At 39.8% G+C, this 20,070-nt stretch carries 21 protein-coding genes and 1 pseudogene; 2 read left to right on the top strand and 20 right to left on the bottom strand.

Annotated elements, in window-relative coordinates:
* Positions 1-279: 279 nt before the first annotated feature.
* The 4 genes from AC2TF5_RS12865 to AC2TF5_RS12850 all read right to left on the bottom strand — a co-directional run bounded on the left by AC2TF5_RS12865 (position 280) and on the right by AC2TF5_RS12850 (position 3,123).
* On the bottom strand, positions 280-918 hold the full coding sequence (locus tag AC2TF5_RS12865; RefSeq protein WP_491302525.1) for an O-methyltransferase: 639 nt from the start codon (positions 916-918) through the stop codon (positions 280-282).
* Positions 905-1,291 carry a hypothetical protein gene (locus AC2TF5_RS12860; protein WP_491302524.1) on the bottom strand — a complete coding sequence of 129 codons (387 nt, stop codon included), beginning with the start codon at positions 1,289-1,291 and terminating at the stop codon, positions 905-907. Before AC2TF5_RS12860 ends, AC2TF5_RS12865 begins: the two co-directional genes overlap by 14 nt.
* Before the next feature lie 157 nt (positions 1,292-1,448).
* Positions 1,449-2,579 (bottom strand): DUF4179 domain-containing protein, encoded by a 1,131-nt coding sequence (locus AC2TF5_RS12855; protein WP_491302523.1) that lies wholly within the window; start codon positions 2,577-2,579, stop codon positions 1,449-1,451.
* On the bottom strand, positions 2,572-3,123 hold the full coding sequence (locus tag AC2TF5_RS12850) for a sigma-70 family RNA polymerase sigma factor (RefSeq protein ID WP_491302522.1): 552 nt from the start codon (positions 3,121-3,123) through the stop codon (positions 2,572-2,574). The genes AC2TF5_RS12855 and AC2TF5_RS12850 overlap by 8 nt, the downstream gene beginning before the upstream one ends.
* A gap of 281 nt (positions 3,124-3,404) precedes the next feature.
* Between AC2TF5_RS12850 and AC2TF5_RS12845 the strand changes: the two genes are divergently transcribed.
* Positions 3,405-3,920 carry a hypothetical protein gene (locus AC2TF5_RS12845; RefSeq protein WP_491302521.1) on the top strand — a complete coding sequence of 172 codons (516 nt, stop codon included), beginning with the start codon at positions 3,405-3,407 and terminating at the stop codon, positions 3,918-3,920.
* 444 nt (positions 3,921-4,364) lie between these two features.
* Here AC2TF5_RS12845 and AC2TF5_RS12840 read toward each other — a convergent pair whose 3' ends face one another.
* The 6 genes from AC2TF5_RS12840 to AC2TF5_RS12815 all read right to left on the bottom strand — a co-directional run bounded on the left by AC2TF5_RS12840 (position 4,365) and on the right by AC2TF5_RS12815 (position 10,447).
* Positions 4,365-4,505 carry a cysteine-rich KTR domain-containing protein gene (locus AC2TF5_RS12840; protein WP_491302520.1) on the bottom strand — a complete coding sequence of 47 codons (141 nt, stop codon included), beginning with the start codon at positions 4,503-4,505 and terminating at the stop codon, positions 4,365-4,367.
* A 72-nt stretch (positions 4,506-4,577) separates the two neighbouring features.
* Positions 4,578-5,549, bottom strand: coding sequence for a serine hydrolase domain-containing protein (locus AC2TF5_RS12835; protein ID WP_491302519.1), 972 nt, complete (start codon positions 5,547-5,549; stop codon positions 4,578-4,580).
* On the bottom strand, positions 5,550-7,856 hold the full coding sequence (locus AC2TF5_RS12830; protein WP_491302518.1) for an excinuclease ABC subunit UvrA: 2,307 nt from the start codon (positions 7,854-7,856) through the stop codon (positions 5,550-5,552). It lies immediately after the preceding gene.
* A gap of 16 nt (positions 7,857-7,872) precedes the next feature.
* Positions 7,873-8,178: an AraC family transcriptional regulator gene (locus tag AC2TF5_RS12825; protein ID WP_491302517.1), complete on the bottom strand. Its 306-nt coding sequence runs from the start codon at positions 8,176-8,178 to the stop codon at positions 7,873-7,875.
* Between the two features lie 336 nt (positions 8,179-8,514).
* Positions 8,515-9,552, bottom strand: a complete 1,038-nt coding sequence (locus AC2TF5_RS12820) for a serine hydrolase domain-containing protein (RefSeq protein ID WP_491302516.1) — start codon at positions 9,550-9,552, stop codon at positions 8,515-8,517.
* A 70-nt stretch (positions 9,553-9,622) separates the two neighbouring features.
* A complete protein-coding gene (locus tag AC2TF5_RS12815; RefSeq protein ID WP_491302515.1) occupies positions 9,623-10,447 on the bottom strand; it encodes a MerR family transcriptional regulator in 825 nt (274 codons plus the stop codon).
* A gap of 286 nt (positions 10,448-10,733) precedes the next feature.
* Here AC2TF5_RS12815 and AC2TF5_RS12810 point away from each other — a divergent pair, with 286 nt between their 5' ends.
* The gene (locus tag AC2TF5_RS12810; protein ID WP_491302514.1) at positions 10,734-11,504 is read left to right on the top strand and encodes an ANT(4')-I family aminoglycoside nucleotidyltransferase; all 771 of its coding nucleotides are present in this window, start codon (positions 10,734-10,736) and stop codon (positions 11,502-11,504) included.
* An 86-nt stretch (positions 11,505-11,590) separates the two neighbouring features.
* On the opposite strand, the gene AC2TF5_RS12805 is transcribed toward AC2TF5_RS12810, so the two are convergent.
* The 10 genes and pseudogenes from AC2TF5_RS12805 to AC2TF5_RS12760 form a co-directional block, all read right to left on the bottom strand.
* Positions 11,591-11,941, bottom strand: coding sequence for a hypothetical protein (locus tag AC2TF5_RS12805; protein ID WP_491302513.1), 351 nt, complete (start codon positions 11,939-11,941; stop codon positions 11,591-11,593).
* 223 nt (positions 11,942-12,164) lie between these two features.
* On the bottom strand, positions 12,165-12,452 hold the full coding sequence (locus tag AC2TF5_RS12800) for a hypothetical protein (protein WP_491302512.1): 288 nt from the start codon (positions 12,450-12,452) through the stop codon (positions 12,165-12,167).
* A 1,047-nt stretch (positions 12,453-13,499) separates the two neighbouring features.
* A pseudogene (locus AC2TF5_RS12795) lies at positions 13,500-13,856 on the bottom strand (response regulator); the annotation flags it as partial.
* Between the two features lie 18 nt (positions 13,857-13,874).
* Positions 13,875-14,585, bottom strand: coding sequence for a hypothetical protein (locus AC2TF5_RS12790; RefSeq protein ID WP_491302511.1), 711 nt, complete (start codon positions 14,583-14,585; stop codon positions 13,875-13,877).
* Between the two features lie 74 nt (positions 14,586-14,659).
* The gene (locus AC2TF5_RS12785; protein WP_491302510.1) at positions 14,660-15,229 is read right to left on the bottom strand and encodes a PilN domain-containing protein; all 570 of its coding nucleotides are present in this window, start codon (positions 15,227-15,229) and stop codon (positions 14,660-14,662) included.
* A complete protein-coding gene (gene pilM / locus AC2TF5_RS12780; RefSeq protein ID WP_491302509.1) occupies positions 15,229-16,311 on the bottom strand; it encodes a type IV pilus biogenesis protein PilM in 1,083 nt (360 codons plus the stop codon). The genes AC2TF5_RS12785 and pilM overlap by 1 nt, the downstream gene beginning before the upstream one ends.
* A gap of 18 nt (positions 16,312-16,329) precedes the next feature.
* Positions 16,330-17,085, bottom strand: coding sequence for a prepilin peptidase (locus AC2TF5_RS12775; protein ID WP_491302508.1), 756 nt, complete (start codon positions 17,083-17,085; stop codon positions 16,330-16,332).
* 181 nt (positions 17,086-17,266) lie between these two features.
* Positions 17,267-17,767 carry a prepilin-type N-terminal cleavage/methylation domain-containing protein gene (locus AC2TF5_RS12770; RefSeq protein ID WP_491302507.1) on the bottom strand — a complete coding sequence of 167 codons (501 nt, stop codon included), beginning with the start codon at positions 17,765-17,767 and terminating at the stop codon, positions 17,267-17,269.
* Positions 17,768-17,821: 54 nt separating this feature from the next.
* Positions 17,822-19,030 carry a type II secretion system F family protein gene (locus AC2TF5_RS12765; RefSeq protein WP_491302506.1) on the bottom strand — a complete coding sequence of 403 codons (1,209 nt, stop codon included), beginning with the start codon at positions 19,028-19,030 and terminating at the stop codon, positions 17,822-17,824.
* The gene (locus AC2TF5_RS12760; protein ID WP_491302880.1) at positions 19,030-20,037 is read right to left on the bottom strand and encodes a type IV pilus twitching motility protein PilT; all 1,008 of its coding nucleotides are present in this window, start codon (positions 20,035-20,037) and stop codon (positions 19,030-19,032) included. Before AC2TF5_RS12760 ends, AC2TF5_RS12765 begins: the two co-directional genes overlap by 1 nt.
* Positions 20,038-20,070 lie beyond the last annotated feature (33 nt).

Here is a 20,070-nt window from a genome sequence, read left to right as displayed (position 1 = left end):
CCTTGTCAAGCTCAATTTAAAAGAGCGATGATTCAAAACGCAGATTTAAGACTGAACGTAAAGCAATCGGTTGAGGATACATCACATTCCTACGAAAAAAAGATGGCATCATAATGAGGCCACCTTCTGATTTACAGGCTGAAACTATCTTTCTCCCAAGTGCTTTACTAGATGGAATCCAACGCTCTACTACACCAAAGCACATGCAGCCTAGACAAAGCTGGGATACATCCAAGCTTCAGATGCTCCTGTTGATTGTTCCCCACTTTCCAATAGATTTCATTTCTTTACTTTTGAAATAGTCATCCCATCACCGATCGGAATAAGAAGGGATTCTAATTGAGGATGATTGGCCACAGTTTCATTGAATTTCTTCATTAATTCAGTGTAACGTTTAGGTTTAGCCCCCTGGTCTGCTACACTACCGCCAGCAAGTACGTTATCAGTAACTATCAAAGCACCTGAATCCGCAAGTCTAATGCAATATCTCAGGTAATTTTCATAATTTTCTTTATCAGCATCGATAAAGAAAAAATCAAATCGTTTATTATCCTCAACTAATTTTTCAAGGCTTTGCAAAGCTTCCCCGGTAATATAGGTTACTTGATCGCCAAAGCCGGCTTTAGATAGATTGCTGTATGCTAACTTTGCGTATCTTTCCTCTAATTCAAGGGAAGTTAATTTTCCTTCTCTACCGAATCCTCTGGCAAGGCAAATTCCGCTATAACCTCCAAGAGCACCTATTTCAAGAACATTTTTAGCCCCTGAAATTGATATAAGCATGGTTAGAAGTTTTCCAGAGGAAGGAGATACCGATATGCAGGGCATTCCGTTTTCTTCAATGGACGAAATGACTTCCTCCAAAAGAGCATTTTGATTATAGAACACGGAATCGATATAACTGTTAATTTGTTTCATTAGATCTAATTCCCTCCTCATCATTATCTAAAGACTTTGTACTACCCAACACCGAATTTTCTGTTTCTTCATTATTACTCGGTATATCCATTACTTCATTCTCATGTATTTCAAATAATTGAATAAATTCGTTAATTACCATATCAATGGCTTTTAATTCACCGACTAAAATTGGATGAATAGATTGAAACTCTGGTTTATCTAGCTGTTGCTTAATGGTTGAACGCTTAAGATTCATCCTCTCTAAAAAGGCAATTGCTCTACCCCGGCGAAAGGTTTTTGCTCCACGTTCTTGTGAACCATCTCTTCCTTTGTGACGCTCACCACGATGATGTCCCTCTTTCTTAAAGTCCTTAAATTTTTCATTTCTCATTATAAATCACCCTTCTTTGTATGCAATTGTATACACATTGTTTGGTTTTGATTGTATACATATGTATACGAGTTGTCAATCTTATTTCAAATTCATCAAGAAAAGGATGAAACGTGTGGCAACTGCCGCCATATCGTCTCATCCTTTCAGGCTTCTCTTATTTTATTTTGAGCTCCAGCATATGTTTTTCAACTTCCTGTTCAGATGCATACGATTTACGGGATTCAGGATACAACTTCATTACCATGGATTGGGGATCATCCAGCATGTTGCTGCTGAAAGTATGCTGAGTTCCATCCTCGGTTCCCCATCCTGACAAGTTAGACAATTTAAAAATCCGCCCATCGCCCGTCTTCGACACAATTTTAAATGGTTGTAACATGTCGCTAATTGAAAGCTTGGTTTGAAAATCATTTTTTTTCCCAGGATCATAAGCGAATGTTGCCCGGATCATGAGCGGAGAAATTTTAACCTCAGATAACACGACCTGATGACCGCCGAGCATTAAGGTTTGATCAGGTTTATACGTCTCGGTCTTGATTTCAGCAAATTTCGGGTCCAAGTTGAAGTCAATTTTCATTCTCTCGGAGTACCGCATCTCTGACCGGACCGTGCCTGTCTTAGGATCAGCAAGTTTGCCGGGGTCTACAGATGCGATTTGAAAATCAACTTCAATACTTTTAGGGAAGGGTTGGCTGCGATCGAGCTCTATTGTTCCACGCCCATGCCAACTATGACCTTTCCCGCTCCCTATTTTTGCGATATTCCCTAGAGAGCGACCTGTTTGCGTATCAGTCACTCTAACACTATTCACACTATAGATCTCCTGGCTGGAATCCGTCTTGGCCGAATATAACAATATTAACTTGTTCTCGTCCGCAGTAACAGCATCGATATTAATCTGGTAAGATCCCGACTTCGCCGACTTGTTGATCATCTGAATATAATTGTTTCTTATCGCCGATTCCAATGTGCTTCGATCGACATCGATGACAGCCATTTCCTTAAACTTGTCCAGTGCCCCCCAGTCCACCGTCTGTTCCTTCGTTTTCTGCTGTATAACGGTGTCCCTGATCGGACTGGACAACCACAAACCGGCAGTCATTATGGTTGTGAGCGTTATAGCAGCCACTTTTATAGCGAAATTTCGTGATTTCCGGCGTGCCCGTCCCATCGCCAATCCACGCTGAATGGCGTATGTAGCATCGATAGCATTTAGCTGTTGCTGTCGTTCCTGATGGATCTGTGCCGCATCGGCAAGCATTGCTTGCTCTTCAGGACTAGTCATCTTGCCATTCCCCCCGATTATTCATTAATTTTCGTAATTGCTCCAGCCCCTTGTGCTGCCATGTCTTCACTGTACCCTGGGGCTTGCCGAGGATCGCAGCTATCTCTGTCAGCGTCATGTCATTGTAGTATTTCAGCAGCAGCACATGTCGATATTTGGGCTTTACCTTTTTCAGAACGGGCCACATAGCAAGCCTGTTATGATTGAATCCGCCAAAAGAAGGTTCGACAATAGCTTTTTCCAACTCATCATCAGGCAGTGGCACAGCCCGTTTGCGACGTCTCTGTTCGTCAATGCAAACATAGATCAAAATGCGGATGATCCAGGCTTTGAATGCCTTCCCGTCTTTTAACGTTGAACGCTTGACCCATGCTCTGCACGTCATCTCCTGCACCGCTTCTAAGGCATCATGTCGGTTTCGCAAGTAACTGTAGGCAATATTGATCAGTGTATCCCGGTGTTCCATAATGGACTGGTAAAAATCGGTTTCATCTTCCGTTTTCGCCAGTACCACCTTTTTCATCTCGGCTTGGGAGCCCATCATGATCTCCTCTCCTTTTCTTCTCTCTCTCTTTTATAACGTTCTGTGGGTTAAGACGGACGAACACCTCAAACGGTTTTTATCATAAGGTTTTTTGGGAGTGGGAGAGCCATAACAAAGAGATCCACTGCTTTGTCAATAAGCAATGCTCCCTTTGGATAATATAAAAAGCTAATTCTATCCAGAATATCGGTTTAACGAATTTTTAATTTCAAGATAGGATTGGTAGTTAATGTTATTATATAGTTTAATATCGATTAACTGGTGGAATGAGGTAACTACTAATGAAATATAAGTATATTGGTCTAATAGCCGCAGGAATAATCGGAATAACTACATTAATTCTCATTTCCTCTTCAATAGCTACTACAATAGATAATCAGAAAGTTAATGCAGACCACACCAAAGATACCTTGCTAGGTCAGGACGGGAACACTGAATTAACTATAAAAAATACGATTCCAGTAAGTATGAAACCAGGAGCTATCTTAAAGTATGATGAAAACACAGAACCAACCGTCACATTTGATCCATTAGCTATAATTACTTCTCCTGATGCTGAACCACAACCTTATTCTACTAACACTAAAACAGTAGAAAATAAAAAAGTAGAAGGTGACACAGACAGAGTTGCTGAAGATGCATTCTTTGAGTCAGTTAATGAAGAGGTGAAAAATTTACCAGTATATGATTTAGGTTATGATCTCCCGGAGCCAGAACCTGGCCTTGTCGTTATTTATGGTACTGATGGAAAAATAAATCGATATTATAATGAGAACGATTTCAAAGTTGACAAATAGGTGTAGCTAGGCTTCCAATTCCTTATGCCTGATGATGTTCGTGTTCCTCGGGTCGGACCACCTAGTTAATCGCCATGCGTGTCACACTAAAATAAAGCCTGCCGTTTACCGACAGGCTTTTGAGTATGCTCAACAATATTATTATTTCTTATATTAGAAGTATCTGTCATAAATTTCACCCCCTTTCCGTTTGCAAAAGGTGAGCTATCCTTTGCTCGTTCCTATCACAGATGGTGGGTGGTGAAAGTTCGATAAATTAGAAAAAAGATAAAAAAATACACATTTAAACCTCACGGAAAAAATGTGTAATGGAATATCATATTCAATTTTTATTAGTATTACTTTATGTGTTTTTAGCATGGCAATGCCTCCTAGAGCCATTGCCTAAGCCATGCACTATGCCACTACAATCAAAAAAACCAACAACAAGGAAGTACTAGTTCCTTATTGTTGGCTCTGCGCCTTAGCGTCTGGCTCTTTTATGATTGTTATTTTCATTTTTTCTATATTTATCAAGGTTTCCTTTTTACATTTTGGACAATAAAAAGGAAAATTGAATATCTTTGTGTCATTTCGAATTTTCATTCGTGTTTTATTCCTACATATTGGGCAATATATCCATTCGAGTCTCATAAATGTATATAACTCCTCTCAGGCTTATAACATGGATAGAATCTTATCTATCAACCCTTTTCTATTTATATGCTTAGATATAATTGTTGAAGCAATTGCAATTACTATTTGTCTACTTTCATTTATATAAATAATATTTCCTCCTGAGCCGGTTGCCATATACTCATATTTGTTATCTCCAATCCACCAAAGATATCCATAATACCCATAACTATTTTTTACTGGAATGATAGACTCTTTTAACCATTCCTTGCTAACAACTTGTTTTTCATTAATATATCCTTCTTGGAGACATAGTTGTCCAATTTTAGTCATATCAGTTAGTGATAATGTTAACCCCCAACCCCCAGCACTGTATCCTAAAGGGTCAGAAACCCATCCTTTCATTTTTTTACCAAAAACATGATCTATATCATATTCCATTTGGTAATCAGGAATTTCATCAATAAATAATGGTATAAAAAGATGGATATTCGCAAACTCACGTGCACTCATTTTTGTAGCTTTTGTAAGAATTGCTGATAAAATATGAGCTCCAGTTGTAGAATATTTAAAAGTTCCAATTCTTCCACCAGTTCCCATTATTTTAAGAGCATATTCTACCCAATCTTGCTGTATGCATATTCTTTTTAATGGTTCCCTCATATTAGGAAAAGGAAAGGGCACTGTCATTGTCAAAAGATTTTTAATAGTTATTTGACTTCTTAAAATATTGTTATCTGTAAACTTGTATTCTGGGAAAAAGTCCATAACCGTTTCATCAACACTTTGAATGTAGCCTTTATCTATAGCGATTCCTATCAACAGAGATAGGACACTTTTTGTTATGGAAGCAACATTAAATTTATCATTTTCTGTTTTACGACCATAATATGTTTCAAATACTGTTTTCCCGTTTTGAAGAATAGATAACCCCCTGATATTCGAATGCTGTGTTTTTACTAATTTATCAATAAATAAACGTTCTTCGGGAAGCAATACGGTTGTTTTTTTCATTTATAAATACCTCCCTGTGATAGATAAATTATTGTTCATCAAATCACTTGGCTTACCTTGTGCAATGATTTTCCCACCTGCATTTCCACTACCTTCGCCAAGTTCTATAATCCAATCACAACACTTTAATATATCGATATCATGCTCTATAACTATAATTGAATTTCCTGTCGAAATTAATTCGTTCAACAAATAAAGTAATTTTGAAATATCATATTGACTCAGCCCTGTTGAAGGTTCGTCCAATACATAAAGAGTGCTATTTTTTCTTGTTTTCCCAATCTCTTTTGCTAACTTAATTCTTTGCGCTTCTCCGCCACTAAGAGTTGATGTTGGTTGTCCTAACTTCACATAGTCCATGCCTATTTTCTTGAGTACATTTAGAGCAGATAAGTCAACAGTTGAATCTCCAAAAAATGAAATAGCTTCACTAACGTTCATTTCCAGAACGTCATTAATATTCTTGCCCTTATATAAAACTTGCAAGGTTCTTTGATTAAACCGTGTTCCATTACATTCTGGACATATTTTATTAAATTGAATATCATATCCAACTGAAATACTTTCAATCCCACTACCTTTACAAGATGAACATGCCCCTTTTGAGTTGAAGGAGAAATCTCCTGATTTTAATTTATTATCCATTGCTTGGGGTTGTTTTGAAAATAATTCCCTTATCTTATCCCATAAACCTAAATAAGTAACAGGATTTGAATTTGATTTGCGCCCAATAGGAGCTTGTGATATTTCAATAATATTTTGTATATTTTCTATTCCTTCTATATTTTGAATATTTAAATTTTTATATTTCAATTGCTCTTTGCAAAGTGGCACTAGTGTTTTAGAGATTAATGTACTTTTTCCACTACCAGAAACTCCAGCAATCCCAACTAGTTGATTAATGGGGATTTCAACAGAAATATTTTTTAAATTATTTTGATTCGCATTATATACACCTAGTTTTCTTGTTGTTTTCTGTTTATTTCTTTTGATGTCCTTTGACATATCATAATCTAAGTATTTTGCAGTGAGTGAGTTTTGAGTATTTAGAAATTCAGAATATTTTCCTTGGTAAACAATCTCCCCACCTAAATCACCAGCCTTTGCTCCAACATCAATAATATTATCAGCAAACTTAATTATTCTTTTATCATGAGAAACAATAATCACAGTATTCCCTTGATTTTTTAATGATTGAAGTGATTCTATAATCCCTTGTTTTTCAGATTCGTGTAATCCACTGGTAGGCTCGTCAAACACATAGATAAGTGAAGCTAATTTCGATTCTAAGTGGTCATGTAAAAATATCCGTTGTAATTCTCCACCACTTAGAGTTGGCATTTCTCGATACATAGTTAAATGTCCTAATTTAATATTAATTAGTGAATTTAAGATTCTAATAATAGAGTGAGACATTTCAACTCCAAAAGCTGATAGTTTGTTCATATCTATTAAATCATCAAGAAATTCTTTTACTTGTATTAAAGGCATATTAGCAATTTCACCAATGTGATAATTATTGATTTTCATATTTCTTGCCTCATCACAAATGCGATAGCCTTTACAAGATTCACAAGTTTCTAAGGAATACAACATATGAACATCTTCATCACGAAGGTATCGATTATGTAATACTCGTTCAATACAATAACTTGTTTTTCCAGAAATATTATCTACTACACCATAAATTAGTTCATTTTGTATCTCATCAGGGCATTCCAAAAAAGGCTTGTGAAAATAAGACTTATATTTTCTTTGTAATAAGTTGAGATATCCTTTTGTTGAACCAATATTTTGAAATAACTGTTCGACTGTCATTGCAGTAGATAAAATGATATTTTCCATATGCATGTGGAATTTCTTACCAGTCCCACCACAATCAAAACACATTCCTGTTGGTGAAAGATAGGAGAAAATATCCGAGTCCATAACATCATTTGATAATGTAAAGTCTTCACTATCTGAACAAACACCTTCATTTGCGAATAATAAGCCCAGTTTGTTTAATATCCCTGTCCTTGAACCTACAGTAGAACGAGGATTACTCTGCCTGATTAAATTTTGTTTAACTGCTACAGTAGGGCTTAAACCTGTAATATCTGTATAATGGTCTGTCCCAAAATCTAATGCCATCCCGATTGATTGAAGATACTTTTTTCTACCTTCTTCAAATATCAAATCAAAGGCTAAGCTTGATTTTCCTGAACCGCTAATGCCAGTAATTACAACAAGCTTATTTTTAGGAATATTTATACTTATGTTTTTTAAATTGTTAATATATGCGTTTTCAATCTTAATATACTCCATATTTTCTCCTCACTAATTAGTTTATTGATTCAATAGGAATATAGATATCAACAACATGCATATTCAAAGGGTCTTCTAAAGGGTTATTTAAATACACTTCAAATGGAAATGAATTTCTTGGTAAATAACCGCTAGATGGAAGCCATTCTCTATAAACAAAATTCCAAGCATTTGGATATTCATTTTGAGAAATTTCAAAACGAATAACACCATATAGACCAGATGGTATCTCCATAATTCCAATCTCATCACTGTCCACATGTTGTATATTTTGTTTGATAATAATGCAATTGCTAGTCCGTTGATTACTTTCGGAAGTCAAATCAGGATGACTATGATAAATAGTCAGAGGAAGAGACAGATTTTATCATAAAAATAACCTAGTTCTTAGATACTTCTTATTCATGATCATTCTCCCCATCTAAGATGCTATTTGTAATTGAATAATCATTCATATTTTTACACCTCAAGCGGGTAAATTCAAAATAATAGTCATCATCGCCTTTAAATAGAAACAAATCAGACATATGTGTAACATCCCGCAATAAACGTTTGTTGCACCATGAGAAAAACACGACTCATATCCCGTCAGTAGGAAGAAAAAAGGCAGAAACGATTCCTTACAGTATTCCTCTGCTTTCATCATTCTAATATCCTTCTAGGTCAAATCGAAATTCTCTACTACAGCCGAGAGAATACATTCCTTAATCAGTGTCCACCGATCACGAGGGTTCATGATGAATTCGGATGCAATGGCTACGACTAGGTCTTTTTCTGGAATGCAGCAAATGATATTACCGCCATCTCCTATCGCTGAGTATGCAAAAACTCCGTCCTCCTCGCGCAACCACCATAGATATCCGTATGTATTGGGGTTCATCGCTGTTGATTCGAGGATCCATGTCCTCGAAATAATCTGATTATTGTCCCAAATGCCACGGTTCAGATATAGAAAACCAAAACGGGCCATATCACGTGGACTTAGCGTAAGCCCCCATCCACCTGTGGAGTTACCGTTCGGGTCTTGAACCCATCCTTTCACGTTCTTCCCAAATAAATCATCAAAGCCGAATGATTTCATGTCATAGTCCGGGATTTCTTTCATCCCGATCGGTTTAAATAAGCGTTCGCCCGCAAACTCTCGGGCACTTTTCCCAGTGCTGCGAGTGATGATGGCTGATAGCAGATGCGCCCCTGCGGTGGAATATTTAAAAGGTCCAATACTTCCCTTTTGGCCTAACATATCCAGTGTATACTTTACCCAGTCTGGTTGCATACACATCTTGTCCAGCGGTTCGTGCCAGTCCTCAAATGGATAGGGAGCTGTCATCGTGAGAAGATGGCGTATGGTGATTTCTCGCTTCTGCCTTTCAGCCGCATTGGGAACATATTCGGGGAAAAAATCCAGCACCTTCTGGTCTACATTTTGAATATATCCTGCATCTATGGCAAGACCAATGAGGGCAGATATGATACTTTTCGTTACAGAGGCCATATGATGCGTATCATCCGGGCCATAGCCATTATAATATCTTTCATAAGCAATGTATCCATTTCTTGCAATCACAATTCCGTTAATATTGCTATACTCGGATGTTACAACAGGTTCAAGCTCAAATAGCTTTTCTGCGTCCATTCCCAAAGTTGTGGGGTCTACGGCTTGCCAGTCTGTAGTTGGCCAGTAGTTTCTTTTCATTATTGATACCTCTCTAAAAGACGTTTTTTGTTTTGTCAGCGAGCGTTAAGGAAATATGCCAGGTATGTTTTTATTTTTTCCTTACGGGAAAATACACCTCGGTAACCAAATCCTCGGCAGCAGCGGCTTGATTGGGGTCGGTTACATATACTTCATATGGTGATTTCACCAATTCAAATCCTTCATTTTCTACCCATTCCCTCAGCTTGGCATATACCGATGTCAATTCTGAATATGAACCCTTTACAACAGACTTCGCACAAAGGCCTCCAGGTAAATCTCTCGTTCCCTTTACCGTCTCCTCTATCGGGATGGCAAACTCTGTATCATTACCGGCAGGATCGTATTCAGGGCTGTGATAAATCGTCATTGGCGTACCAAGCAGGGTGAGTTTTTCAGTAGCAATCTTTTCATATAGCCTGCTAAAATACATTCCATATCCTAGAGCATAGTCATCACTGCTCATCATCTGACGGCTATAAAGAATATTCATCGGCTGGGATTCAACAAGTTGCACTTCTATATTGCCAAGGTATGACATAATGGGTATTCCCTTCTCAATATTTAAAATATCATCACTCATTTGTTTTAGGGTATATTCAAAAGCATTTATCTTTTCCTGTATTTCCCTTCTCTTGCGATTTAGGGCGGAATAAAGCTTTTCTTCGGATTGATCCTCTTCCAATTCTAGAATGGCTTTGATTTCTTCCAGAGAAAAATGATAAGATTTCAACCGGTTGATAAAGAGCATCTTTTTTAGTTGCCTGATGGAATAATATCGATAACCGTTTTCAGGATTAATCTCATCCGGATTAATTAATCCGATTTCAGCATAATATCGAAGCGTTTTTGTAGATACTCCGCATATTTTTGAGAATTCTCCAATCGATAGCAAGAGATCACCTCCATTCTTCATATTTTATACTCACTAAAAGCACTACATATGGATACTTGGTTCAATATCACTGTACACTTTCCCCTAAGGACAAAGTCAACTGCAACAAAATACAACTTGTTACGAAGTGACACCTATGCTATTTTGAATATAATTAGGCGACTTACTACAATGATATTGGAGGAGTTTCCATGCATCCTAAAATAGTCCCCCGTTAATCCCGAGGTCCTCCATTCATGTGTTTGTGAATACTTACCTCAAATTTAACCAAGGGAGATGTACGCAAATGAACATGAATGGACCAGTAAAAATTTCTCGAAGTGAAAGACTTCAAAACTGCCAAGAAATTGCTGCAAGATTACAAGAGGTATACAACGAAAATATTCTGGCCATAGGCGTCTATGGATCTGTTTCTCGAGGTACAGACGGCCCCTTCTCAGACATTGAGATGTTTTGTGTACTTGATGAATCAAGCGAAGATGTTGAATTTAGTTATGAATGGTCAGCGGGACCCTGGAAAGCTGAAGTAAATGTACTTAGTACAGACGTTCTTTTGAAAACAGCAGCTACTGTTGAAGATGATTGGCCGTTGACACATGGTCCTTTCTTCTCCCCACTTAGTCTATATGATCCTAAGGACTTTTTTCCAACGCTAAAAAAAGCGGCAGAAGCACCAACAAAGGAAGATTTCACAAAGGCAATTAACGGAATTCTTGTAGGTGAAATGTACGAATTTATTGGGAAGCTTAGGAATGTAAATCTAAACGGCCCTCATACTTATCTACCCTACCTGGCCATGCAGTTTGCCCAATACGGTGCCATGTTGATCGGACTGCACAATCAAAGGCTTTATTCGACAGGTGCCATGGTTTTGCCTGAATCTTTGGAACTGCCGAATCGTCCGGCGGGATTCGATAATGTAGTCAGAATGGTGATGTCCGGAGAGTTGGCAGAACCACCGAAAATCGTATTCGCCTGCGAAGATTTCTGGAATGGCCTCACAGCCTGGGCAGCTGAACATCATTACGTGATTCATTCAGAACGAATACCTTTTTGATCAATGATATACACAAAAAAGCAGAAGGTCACTTCTGCTTTTTACTATAATTTCTCCTTTTTCTATGTCTGAAAAACCTTGTTATATTACATGGTCGACTCTTCTTCAAGAGCATCCCATGGTACCAAATATAGCTCCATCCCCTCATCTTCGACGAGTGCTAGATTATCGTTAGCATAGGCGTGCAGCAAGGTAAGCTTACTGCCCGTAGGGATCTCTTCGATTTCTCTCGTAAGCGTGACGCTCTTCTCTACTTGATCCTCAGGGTAATAATTCGAGATTTGAAGCAGCTTGGATTGCAGCTCGTCCAATTGATAGGTCATTTCAGTATATATGTGTCTGGCTTCTTCACTCGATTCTCTTGCAGCTAATTCATTATATCCGTTCGCTAAAGCTTCCATTTCTTTGGCAACTTCAAATGCATTCTTGATGTTCATGTCGTTAACTCCTTTTCTATATTGATTGTTACAGTTAATAACTGTATTCGACATTTACTGTATTCGACATTTCCACTGTACAACCTTTTCTCAATTTCAACCATGTTATACTAGAGTATTCTTAAGCCTCGCCTTTTAAGTTTGAACTTGCCTGTTTTACACAAAAAAAGAAGCGCGCCTCTCCCTGATTGGAGGTGCCCACTTCTTCATTCATATCTGTACTTTATTGCGCGAAAGGTTCCCGATAAAAGTAGACATCCTCCGTCACTATGCCTTTCCAAGGCGTCCACCAATCACTGCGGATACTCACGACAATGAGCAAGGTTTCGCTATCAATATTTTGATAAGCTTGGAACTCTCTTGACGTCTTCGAAGAATTATAGATATCTTCTCGGCTCATGTATACCTTAACGATTTTGTTAAAGATTTGCCGCGCATTGGATATAGGTATGATCTGAGAATGATTATAAGAATCGCACAAAGTTAATTGACTGATTTGCTTGTTCTTCATGATTGTCCTCCTTAACTTTGATGGAATCTCTTAGTCTAGGACTTTATCGATGCGTACACCCTTCTGCTCGAGCCATTCCAAAATAAAAGTGAACCCGTCCAGGGATAATTGAATTTTGTTACGCTTCTCATCTGGAGAGATCATATCGATTCGAATCGACTTGTCAAATTCGTTGAAGACAACGAAATAATCCATTTCCTTATCATCGACCTGTTCTGAGAACTTGCACATGATACTGCTTGCGAAGTTCCTCATATTCTTACGTTTCAGTTCTGGCAGCAGGCTAGAGCTGCTTGCTTGATCAATTGTTGCCACATGATGTTCCTGTCCGACCTCAGAATCTAACATTTGCGGATTTCTTGCCATCTCAGCATCCTCCGTTTTATTGGAATTGGAAAAAATCATTTGTTCAAACCAGTCGGAAGGATTCGATGAACGGGAAGGTGATGCTTCTTGTTCCTCTGCTTCGCTCTCATCGGAATGAATTGTTCCGGCCTGCTCTTTGATGTTCTCGTTTAAAGATGCTTCCTCTTCTGGGCTGGCTTGCTGCTCTTCTGTCGACTCGGAGTTAGACTCCTCGGGAATATGATCGTGTTCAGCATCCAGACGATGGGTTGAAATCGCAGTATCAGCTGTCAAAGGATCTGTAATAATGCTTGTCTCATCTTCCGCGATTAGAGAAGCTGCGGCTTCCGTATATGCAGCTGTTATGTCTTCCAATAGATCAGCGTTACTTCGTTCATGATCTATAGTGGGTAACGTTGGAGCCGCATTTTTGATGCTTTTAAGTAATGAGCCGAACTCTTCTTCCACTTCTTGAGACAGGCTTGCTTCCGACACGTAATCTACCTGTTCCGCCAAATCGGGCGTTTCCGAGACAAGTGCTTCCTTCACTTCTAGGCGAGGTTCTACTAGTGCTTCTATTAGTTCTTCTATTGATAATTCTAGTTCTGGTTCTGGAAGAGAGGCTGATATAGGCTCTACGACTGCTTCAGTTAGGCTATCCTGTTCACTGATCTGCTCTTTTTTATTGTTCTCGATCAGCGGCATGACTTCTAGAATGATTTCCTTCACTAACTCAGGTTCAAACGGCTTCATCACATAATTGTTCGCCCCTGCCTTTAATGCCTTGGAAATGAGATCCCGCTGACTCATTGCGGAGCAGATTAAAATGACAGACTTCGGGTCGATGGCCCTAATCTCCTTTAACGCTGTGATTCCGTCCATCTCCGGCATCGTAATATCCATAATGATCAGATCGGGCCGCAACTCTCTGAACTTGTCGACGGCAATGACACCGTTCTCTGCTTGACCCACAACCTCATACCCTGATTTCATTAATATATCCGTTAACATCAAACGTACAAATTTCGTATCATCAACGATAAGAATCCGAAGTGACATAGCAGTTCACCCTCTTTCTTAACTTCCTGGAGTATTGATTATCGGCTTGTTTACGTTAAATGGGTTTATTTTCCCGCTTGGTAAAGGATAAGATGCTGGTGGCAGCTCCTCGACCACACCTTCCATTTGTGGAACGTAGAAGGTAGAAATTGAAAGACTATAGGTATCAGCCTCTTCCGTTAAATTTAGCGTATCGACCTTTATAACACGCTTTAAGTTCTCCAACCCTAGAATAAATTTCTCGAGATCTGCAAATGTTGGTGTTTTAACAGTCATCCCGAGTACCACTTTATAAATCTCAGGTTGAACGCTTGCGTTATTAGGCGAAGGTGATGCTTGGGCTTCTGTTTCCGTCGTTGCTTCTCCTTCTTCTGTCTCCTCGGAGTTCGATGCTGTTGATTCATTCGTTGAATTCTCCTTTGGACTTGAATTTACGGCCTCTAGATTCACCCCCGAAGCTTGAAATAGTTCTGTCATCGTTGTCTTGGAGTAACTAACTCCGATATTCTGAACAGTATTCAAAGATGATTTCTCTAGCGCCCTAATGTCGAGCAATAATTGATCAACAAGTGCTTGAACTGGAACCTTCTGTTGTAATGCTACGGTATCCACTTTCACATTCTGTTGCTCTTCTATCTGCATCCGCAAGGTTTCAAACAATTTTTTATCCAGTGTAATTTGTTTTTCTATAGTTCTAACTTCTTTTTGTGTCGGGCTAACTTTATTCATGTAAAAGATCAACAACCCGGAAAGGACGATCAGACTTAACGCGGCTAAAGCAAGCACTTTTATATGTTTCGCGTTCAGTTTCCATCAGCTCCTTTCGCGCTCGGAAAAGCTTCTCTTATCAATTGAACCGTATAATTTGCTTCATAGAGGATGGATTCTGTCGCATTATCCTGTCTGGAGACAGAACTAATCTCGATATGCTGCACCCAATCCGAGTCCGTTAGTTGATGGAGATATTGTGCTGTCTCTTCCATACTGCTAAAGGTTGCTGTCAGGGAAATTGTACCTGTATCTTGATAGGTATACGATTTAAAATAGCCATTTTGCGGGAGAGCAGCCGTCATATCATTCAGAATCTTTACGGTTTGAATGGGCAGTTTTATAAGCGTATTTACAATTTTTTGATACTGTCCTGTCATGGATTGGAGAGAAGCTGTTAGAAGTTGCGCCGTTGCTTTCTCAATCTGCTCCGCAATGATCTTGCTCTCCGACTGCTTCGCATCTTTTTCTTTCGATAACGATTGGTACTGATAGAATAGTATCCCCCCACCGATAAGCCCAATGGATAAAATAATGGATAAAGCTAGAATAAAAAAAATGCTACGCTGCTCTCGCTGTGGAAGTAAATTAATGTCACTTAGCATTAGACGCCCCCCTTTAAGGACAAACCAAGCGCCAAATAGTATTTGGGAGTAATTAATTCTTTGGATTGGGTATCGAATAATTCGTTGCGAAATATCAGCGGAACCTTCCCGAACGCCTGATGCAGGTTTTGACCAATGCCTTCAAGATCCGGGTAATCCCCCGTAAGCAGAATGATTTCAATCTCGTCGTCATGCTGCGTTAAAGTCCGATAAAAGTTGATTACACGCTGAATTTCGCCCATCATCACATTAATTTCATATTTCAAATAGTTCTCTTCACCGATCCATACTGGCACCGATGCCCCATGTCTATCTATTTTTCGTTCCCAGTTCTCTAATGAGAGATTCATTTTAAATTGGCGTAATAATAGCAGCTTATGTTGACTGAGCACACTAACCGTAACGGTCTGCAAATCAAACTGAACCGATAAGGTTGTGGATCCCTCAGGAATTGCATGATCTGATTCCCCATAGACTTTATGGAACAACCGATATATTGCTAATGAAGATACATCCGCTACGGCTGGTTTCAGATTGACACTTTTCATAATTTGGGTATACTCCGTTATTACATCCTCGGGAGCTGCAAATAATAAAATTTCTTTTGTATCTTCTTTCTGACCGAGAAAGTCAATATCAAAGATCGGGTTATCAAACGGCAAATGAATATTCGTTCCTAATTCTAGATATAGATGCCCTTTGATCTCGTCGTCCTGAACATCTGTAGGTATTTCGATCTTACGAACGATTACAAGCGAATCGGGTACAAGAAATTGGACTTCACGATCCTTCAAATTCCACTTACGAACACAATCTCTTAGGATCGTCCGAAATCGATCAACATCCACAATTTTTCCATCTTGAATAACACCTGACGGCAAAAAGTGCTCGCCACAAGCAACAACGCCATAAAAATCTGGCTTTTTCGAATCGATATAACGAATGACATGATCTTTAATGACGAAGCTAACCATCTTCCTTTTTGGAATGCTTCTTTTGTTGCCTTTGATTGAGCCAGGCAGTCCATTCGCTGGACGTTCTTTACGTGTTTGATTTGCTTTATCCCGTCTGCTAGCAATCATATTTTCTCCTCCACTAGATCAAAAAAAGGACTGATAATACCAATTGATAAACGCATCTCCCCACAAATAAGCGGTCATGGTTCCCAGCGCAATCGCTGGACCAAAAGGCATCGGCTGACCTCTGCGAACCTTGCCGAGGATCATTCCAACAACCCCAATCAACGTTCCGTAAAACGTAGAGAACAAGAAAGCGAGCAGAACTCCCTTCCATCCCAAGGCTAACCCCAAGACAGCAAACAACTTAATGTCTCCACCGCCCATACCGTTCTTGCTGACGAGGGCAATCAATAATAACAATGTGAAGCCACTCGCCGCTCCGGCAAACATATCCCACCAAGGATGGAGCGGAACAAGAAATCGAAGAAGAATAAATAGAATGGCAAACACGATCAATATCTTATTTGGAATCAACATATAACGTAGATCTGTAATCGTAATAATAACGAGAAGTGAGGTTAGGCTCCATGCTACGAGTAATTCAAGCGACCACCCCATAACCCACGGGGCCATAGCAAAAAGCAAAGCAGTGCCGATTTCGGTGATAAGATATAAGGGTGAAATCTTCGTGCCACAGCTTCTGCAAGCGCCTTTTAACCACAAATATGAAAAAAAAGGGACAAGTTCACTTGGACCTAATGTGTGTTGACAATTCGTACAATGCGAGCGAGGCCGAATAATCGACTCCCCTTGCGGTACCCGAAGTCCCACCACATTATAGAAGGAACCTAAAAATAAGCCAATAATTGCTGCATAACTATAGTAGATAATGGTCATGATTCTTTCCCCTTGATGAGAATAGCACTCCCCCGGAAGGGGGAGTGTTTTAGTTGTGAACGGATGAACGAGCGATACTGGCTTCTGGAACGTAGTCGTCGGCATTGGTTCCGTCGTCACTGTCGGCTGTGTGAATGCCTCGCGTGGCAGTTATGAAGCTATTGGTAAATACCAAAAATTGTTATTTAACTTCCTCACGTGCTACTTTATCTTCCTCTACATAAGATGTCCCCTTACCACCAACACCTCTTTTATCATTAAAAAGAGAAACCTTGTATGTTAACGTTCCTGTTTCTGAAGCAGATACCTCTACTGCTGATACTTTTGGATCCTTATCAGAAGGGTCAGCTACAGTACCCTCTCTCGTATATCCATCTTTCCCCTTATCTGGATCTTGCATTTTATCAATGTAGCCATTAGTTTCTAACCATAATAATGAAATATATAGCTTACCTTTTGGTTCTGGTCTTGCTTTGCTGTCACCTGCTGCTGCAATTTTTGCTGAATGTATCATTTGAATTGCATTCGCAGCATGCGCATCCTTCTTACTATTGTCGATAATGCCGCCAATCGCCGGAATCGCAATTGCCGCGATAATCCCCAGAATTACTACAACCGCTAGTAACTCAATCAACGTTAACCCTTTCTCATTTTTTAATGCCTTTCTCATTGCATGAACCATTTGAATACCTCCCAATTTTTTAAAATTAATCTATTATAATGTTGCCACTATAACCTATTTGACGTGGTTGAAAATATCGAACATCGGCACCATGATCGATAGCACGATGAACCCTACCATCCCAGCAAGCAGGATGATCATAATCGGCTCGATTAGACCTTTCAAGGCATCTGCCGTTGCATCTACTTCCTTCTCATAGAAGTCAGATATCTTCTCCAGCATGAGGTCCAAGGAACCGGATTGTTCCCCAATCGCGATCATTTGCGTCACTAACGGCGGGAAAATCCAATGCTGTTTCATGGGGTCTGACAGTGATTTTCCTCCTTCAAGCGATTTCCTTGATTCTTTCAATACGCGATTCATTACTTCATTCATTACGACCTTTTCCACGATGACTAGAGCTTCAAGGATTGGAACGGAACTTTTAAATAAAGAACTCAAGGTTCTCGTCATCCTTGCGATAACAGATTTCTGTACTAATTTTCCGAAGATTGGAACCTTCAATATGGCATAGTCGAAATAATATTTACTGGATGGTTTTTGTAGGATTAGCATGATCACGATCACGATGCCAGCGAGGATAAGTAACATAAGCCACCAGAATGCCTGCACCCACTCACTAATCCCCAAGACGGTCTTCGTGATCGCTGGCAACTCAGCGTCAAATTGCATGAACATCGATGCAAAAGTCGGGACGATGTTCGTTAATAGGAAGATCACAACCGCAATCGCGATGATCGCAATCGCAGTCGGATACGTTAAAGCAGATCTCACCTTTTGCCGGGTATAATGCTGTTTCTCAAAATAAACAGCTAGTCGATCCAGCGTCTCATCCAGATTACCGGTGGCTTCGCCAGCTTGTACCAAGTTGATGAACATTGGAGGGAAAATTTTCTCATGATTCGCAGCAGCGACAGATAACGGCTTCCCCGAGCGCAGCTCTTCTTCGACATTCATCAATGCTTTACGAAGTGCCTTGCTTTCGGTTTGTTGAGCCAATATTTTCGTTGCTTCAGCGACCGATACCCCCGCTATGATCAAAGTTGAAAATTGCCGCAAATAGATTACAAAATCTTGGGTTTTAACAGGGTTACCAATCGAAATCTCCTGATTGAACACCGTGGTCTCCAGCTCAACAATGTCCGATACCGCAATCCCCTTCTCACGAAGAACCATGACGGCATCTTTACGGGCGGCACTCGTTATTTTCCCTTTACGAGCCTTACCGGATCTGTCGCGCCCGATGTACTGAAATTGCGCCATTAACTCATCTCCCTAAAGTAAGGTGCTGCAACCTCTCTCGTAATAATTCTCTTCTCTATGAGTTCGTTCATCGACATTTCGAGTGTATGCATGCCGTAGGATTTGCCTGTCTGCATGAAGTTGTAGATTTGGTGCACTTTCTCATTTCGTATCAAATTCGCGATCGCATGGTTATTGATCAACAATTCTGTTGCGACATGTCTGCCGCGATTATCCATCGTTGGAAATAAGCGCTGTGACAATATGCCAATTAATACGGAAGCTAACTGAATCCGAATTTGCCCTTGCTGATTCGGTGGAAACACGTCGAGTATACGATCAATTGTCGCGGGTGCATTCGGGGTATGCAGCGTCCCCAGCACCAAGTGACCCGTCTCAGCAGCCGTGATCGCAATGGAGATCGTCTCCAAATCCCTAAGCTCTCCGACGAGAATGACATCCGGGTCTTGACGAAGCGCAGCGCGCAATCCATTCGCAAAACTATGTGAGTCATAGCCGATTTCCCGTTGATTTATGACCGAGTAACGGTTGCTGTGCAAATATTCAATCGGATCTTCTAACGTAACGATGTGTTTTCGCATTTTTTGGTTCATATCATTAAGCAGGGAGGCTAATGTTGTAGACTTTCCACTCCCCGTTGGTCCAGTTACTAAAATCAATCCTTGCGCCTTCGTAGACAGTTGACGCAATACTTCCGGTACATGTAAGTTATCAAGCTCTGGAATTTCCGTCGGAATGAGTCGAAGTGCGATACCAACATTCGAACGTTGGTGATAGACGTTGACACGGAAGCGAGTTAAATCTCTAATCCCGAAAGAAAAGTCCAACTCCCTCTTCTCCTGAAAAACATCCCATTGCTCTTTTGTCATTAAACTTTTAGCCATCTTCACTGTATCTTCTGGAGTAAGCTTGTCCTCGCCATGTTGTTTCAGTTCACCATGAATTCTCACAATGGGAGGCACGTCCACGGTTAAATGCAAGTCAGAGGCCTTACTCTCAAAGGCCATTCGTAATAATTGCTCCAATGAATCCAATGCCAT

It is taken from the genome of Paenibacillus sp. JNUCC 34 (genome assembly GCF_058269055.1).
The sequence above is the reverse complement of the archived record's forward strand: the minus strand, read 5'-3'. Positions and strand labels throughout refer to the sequence as shown.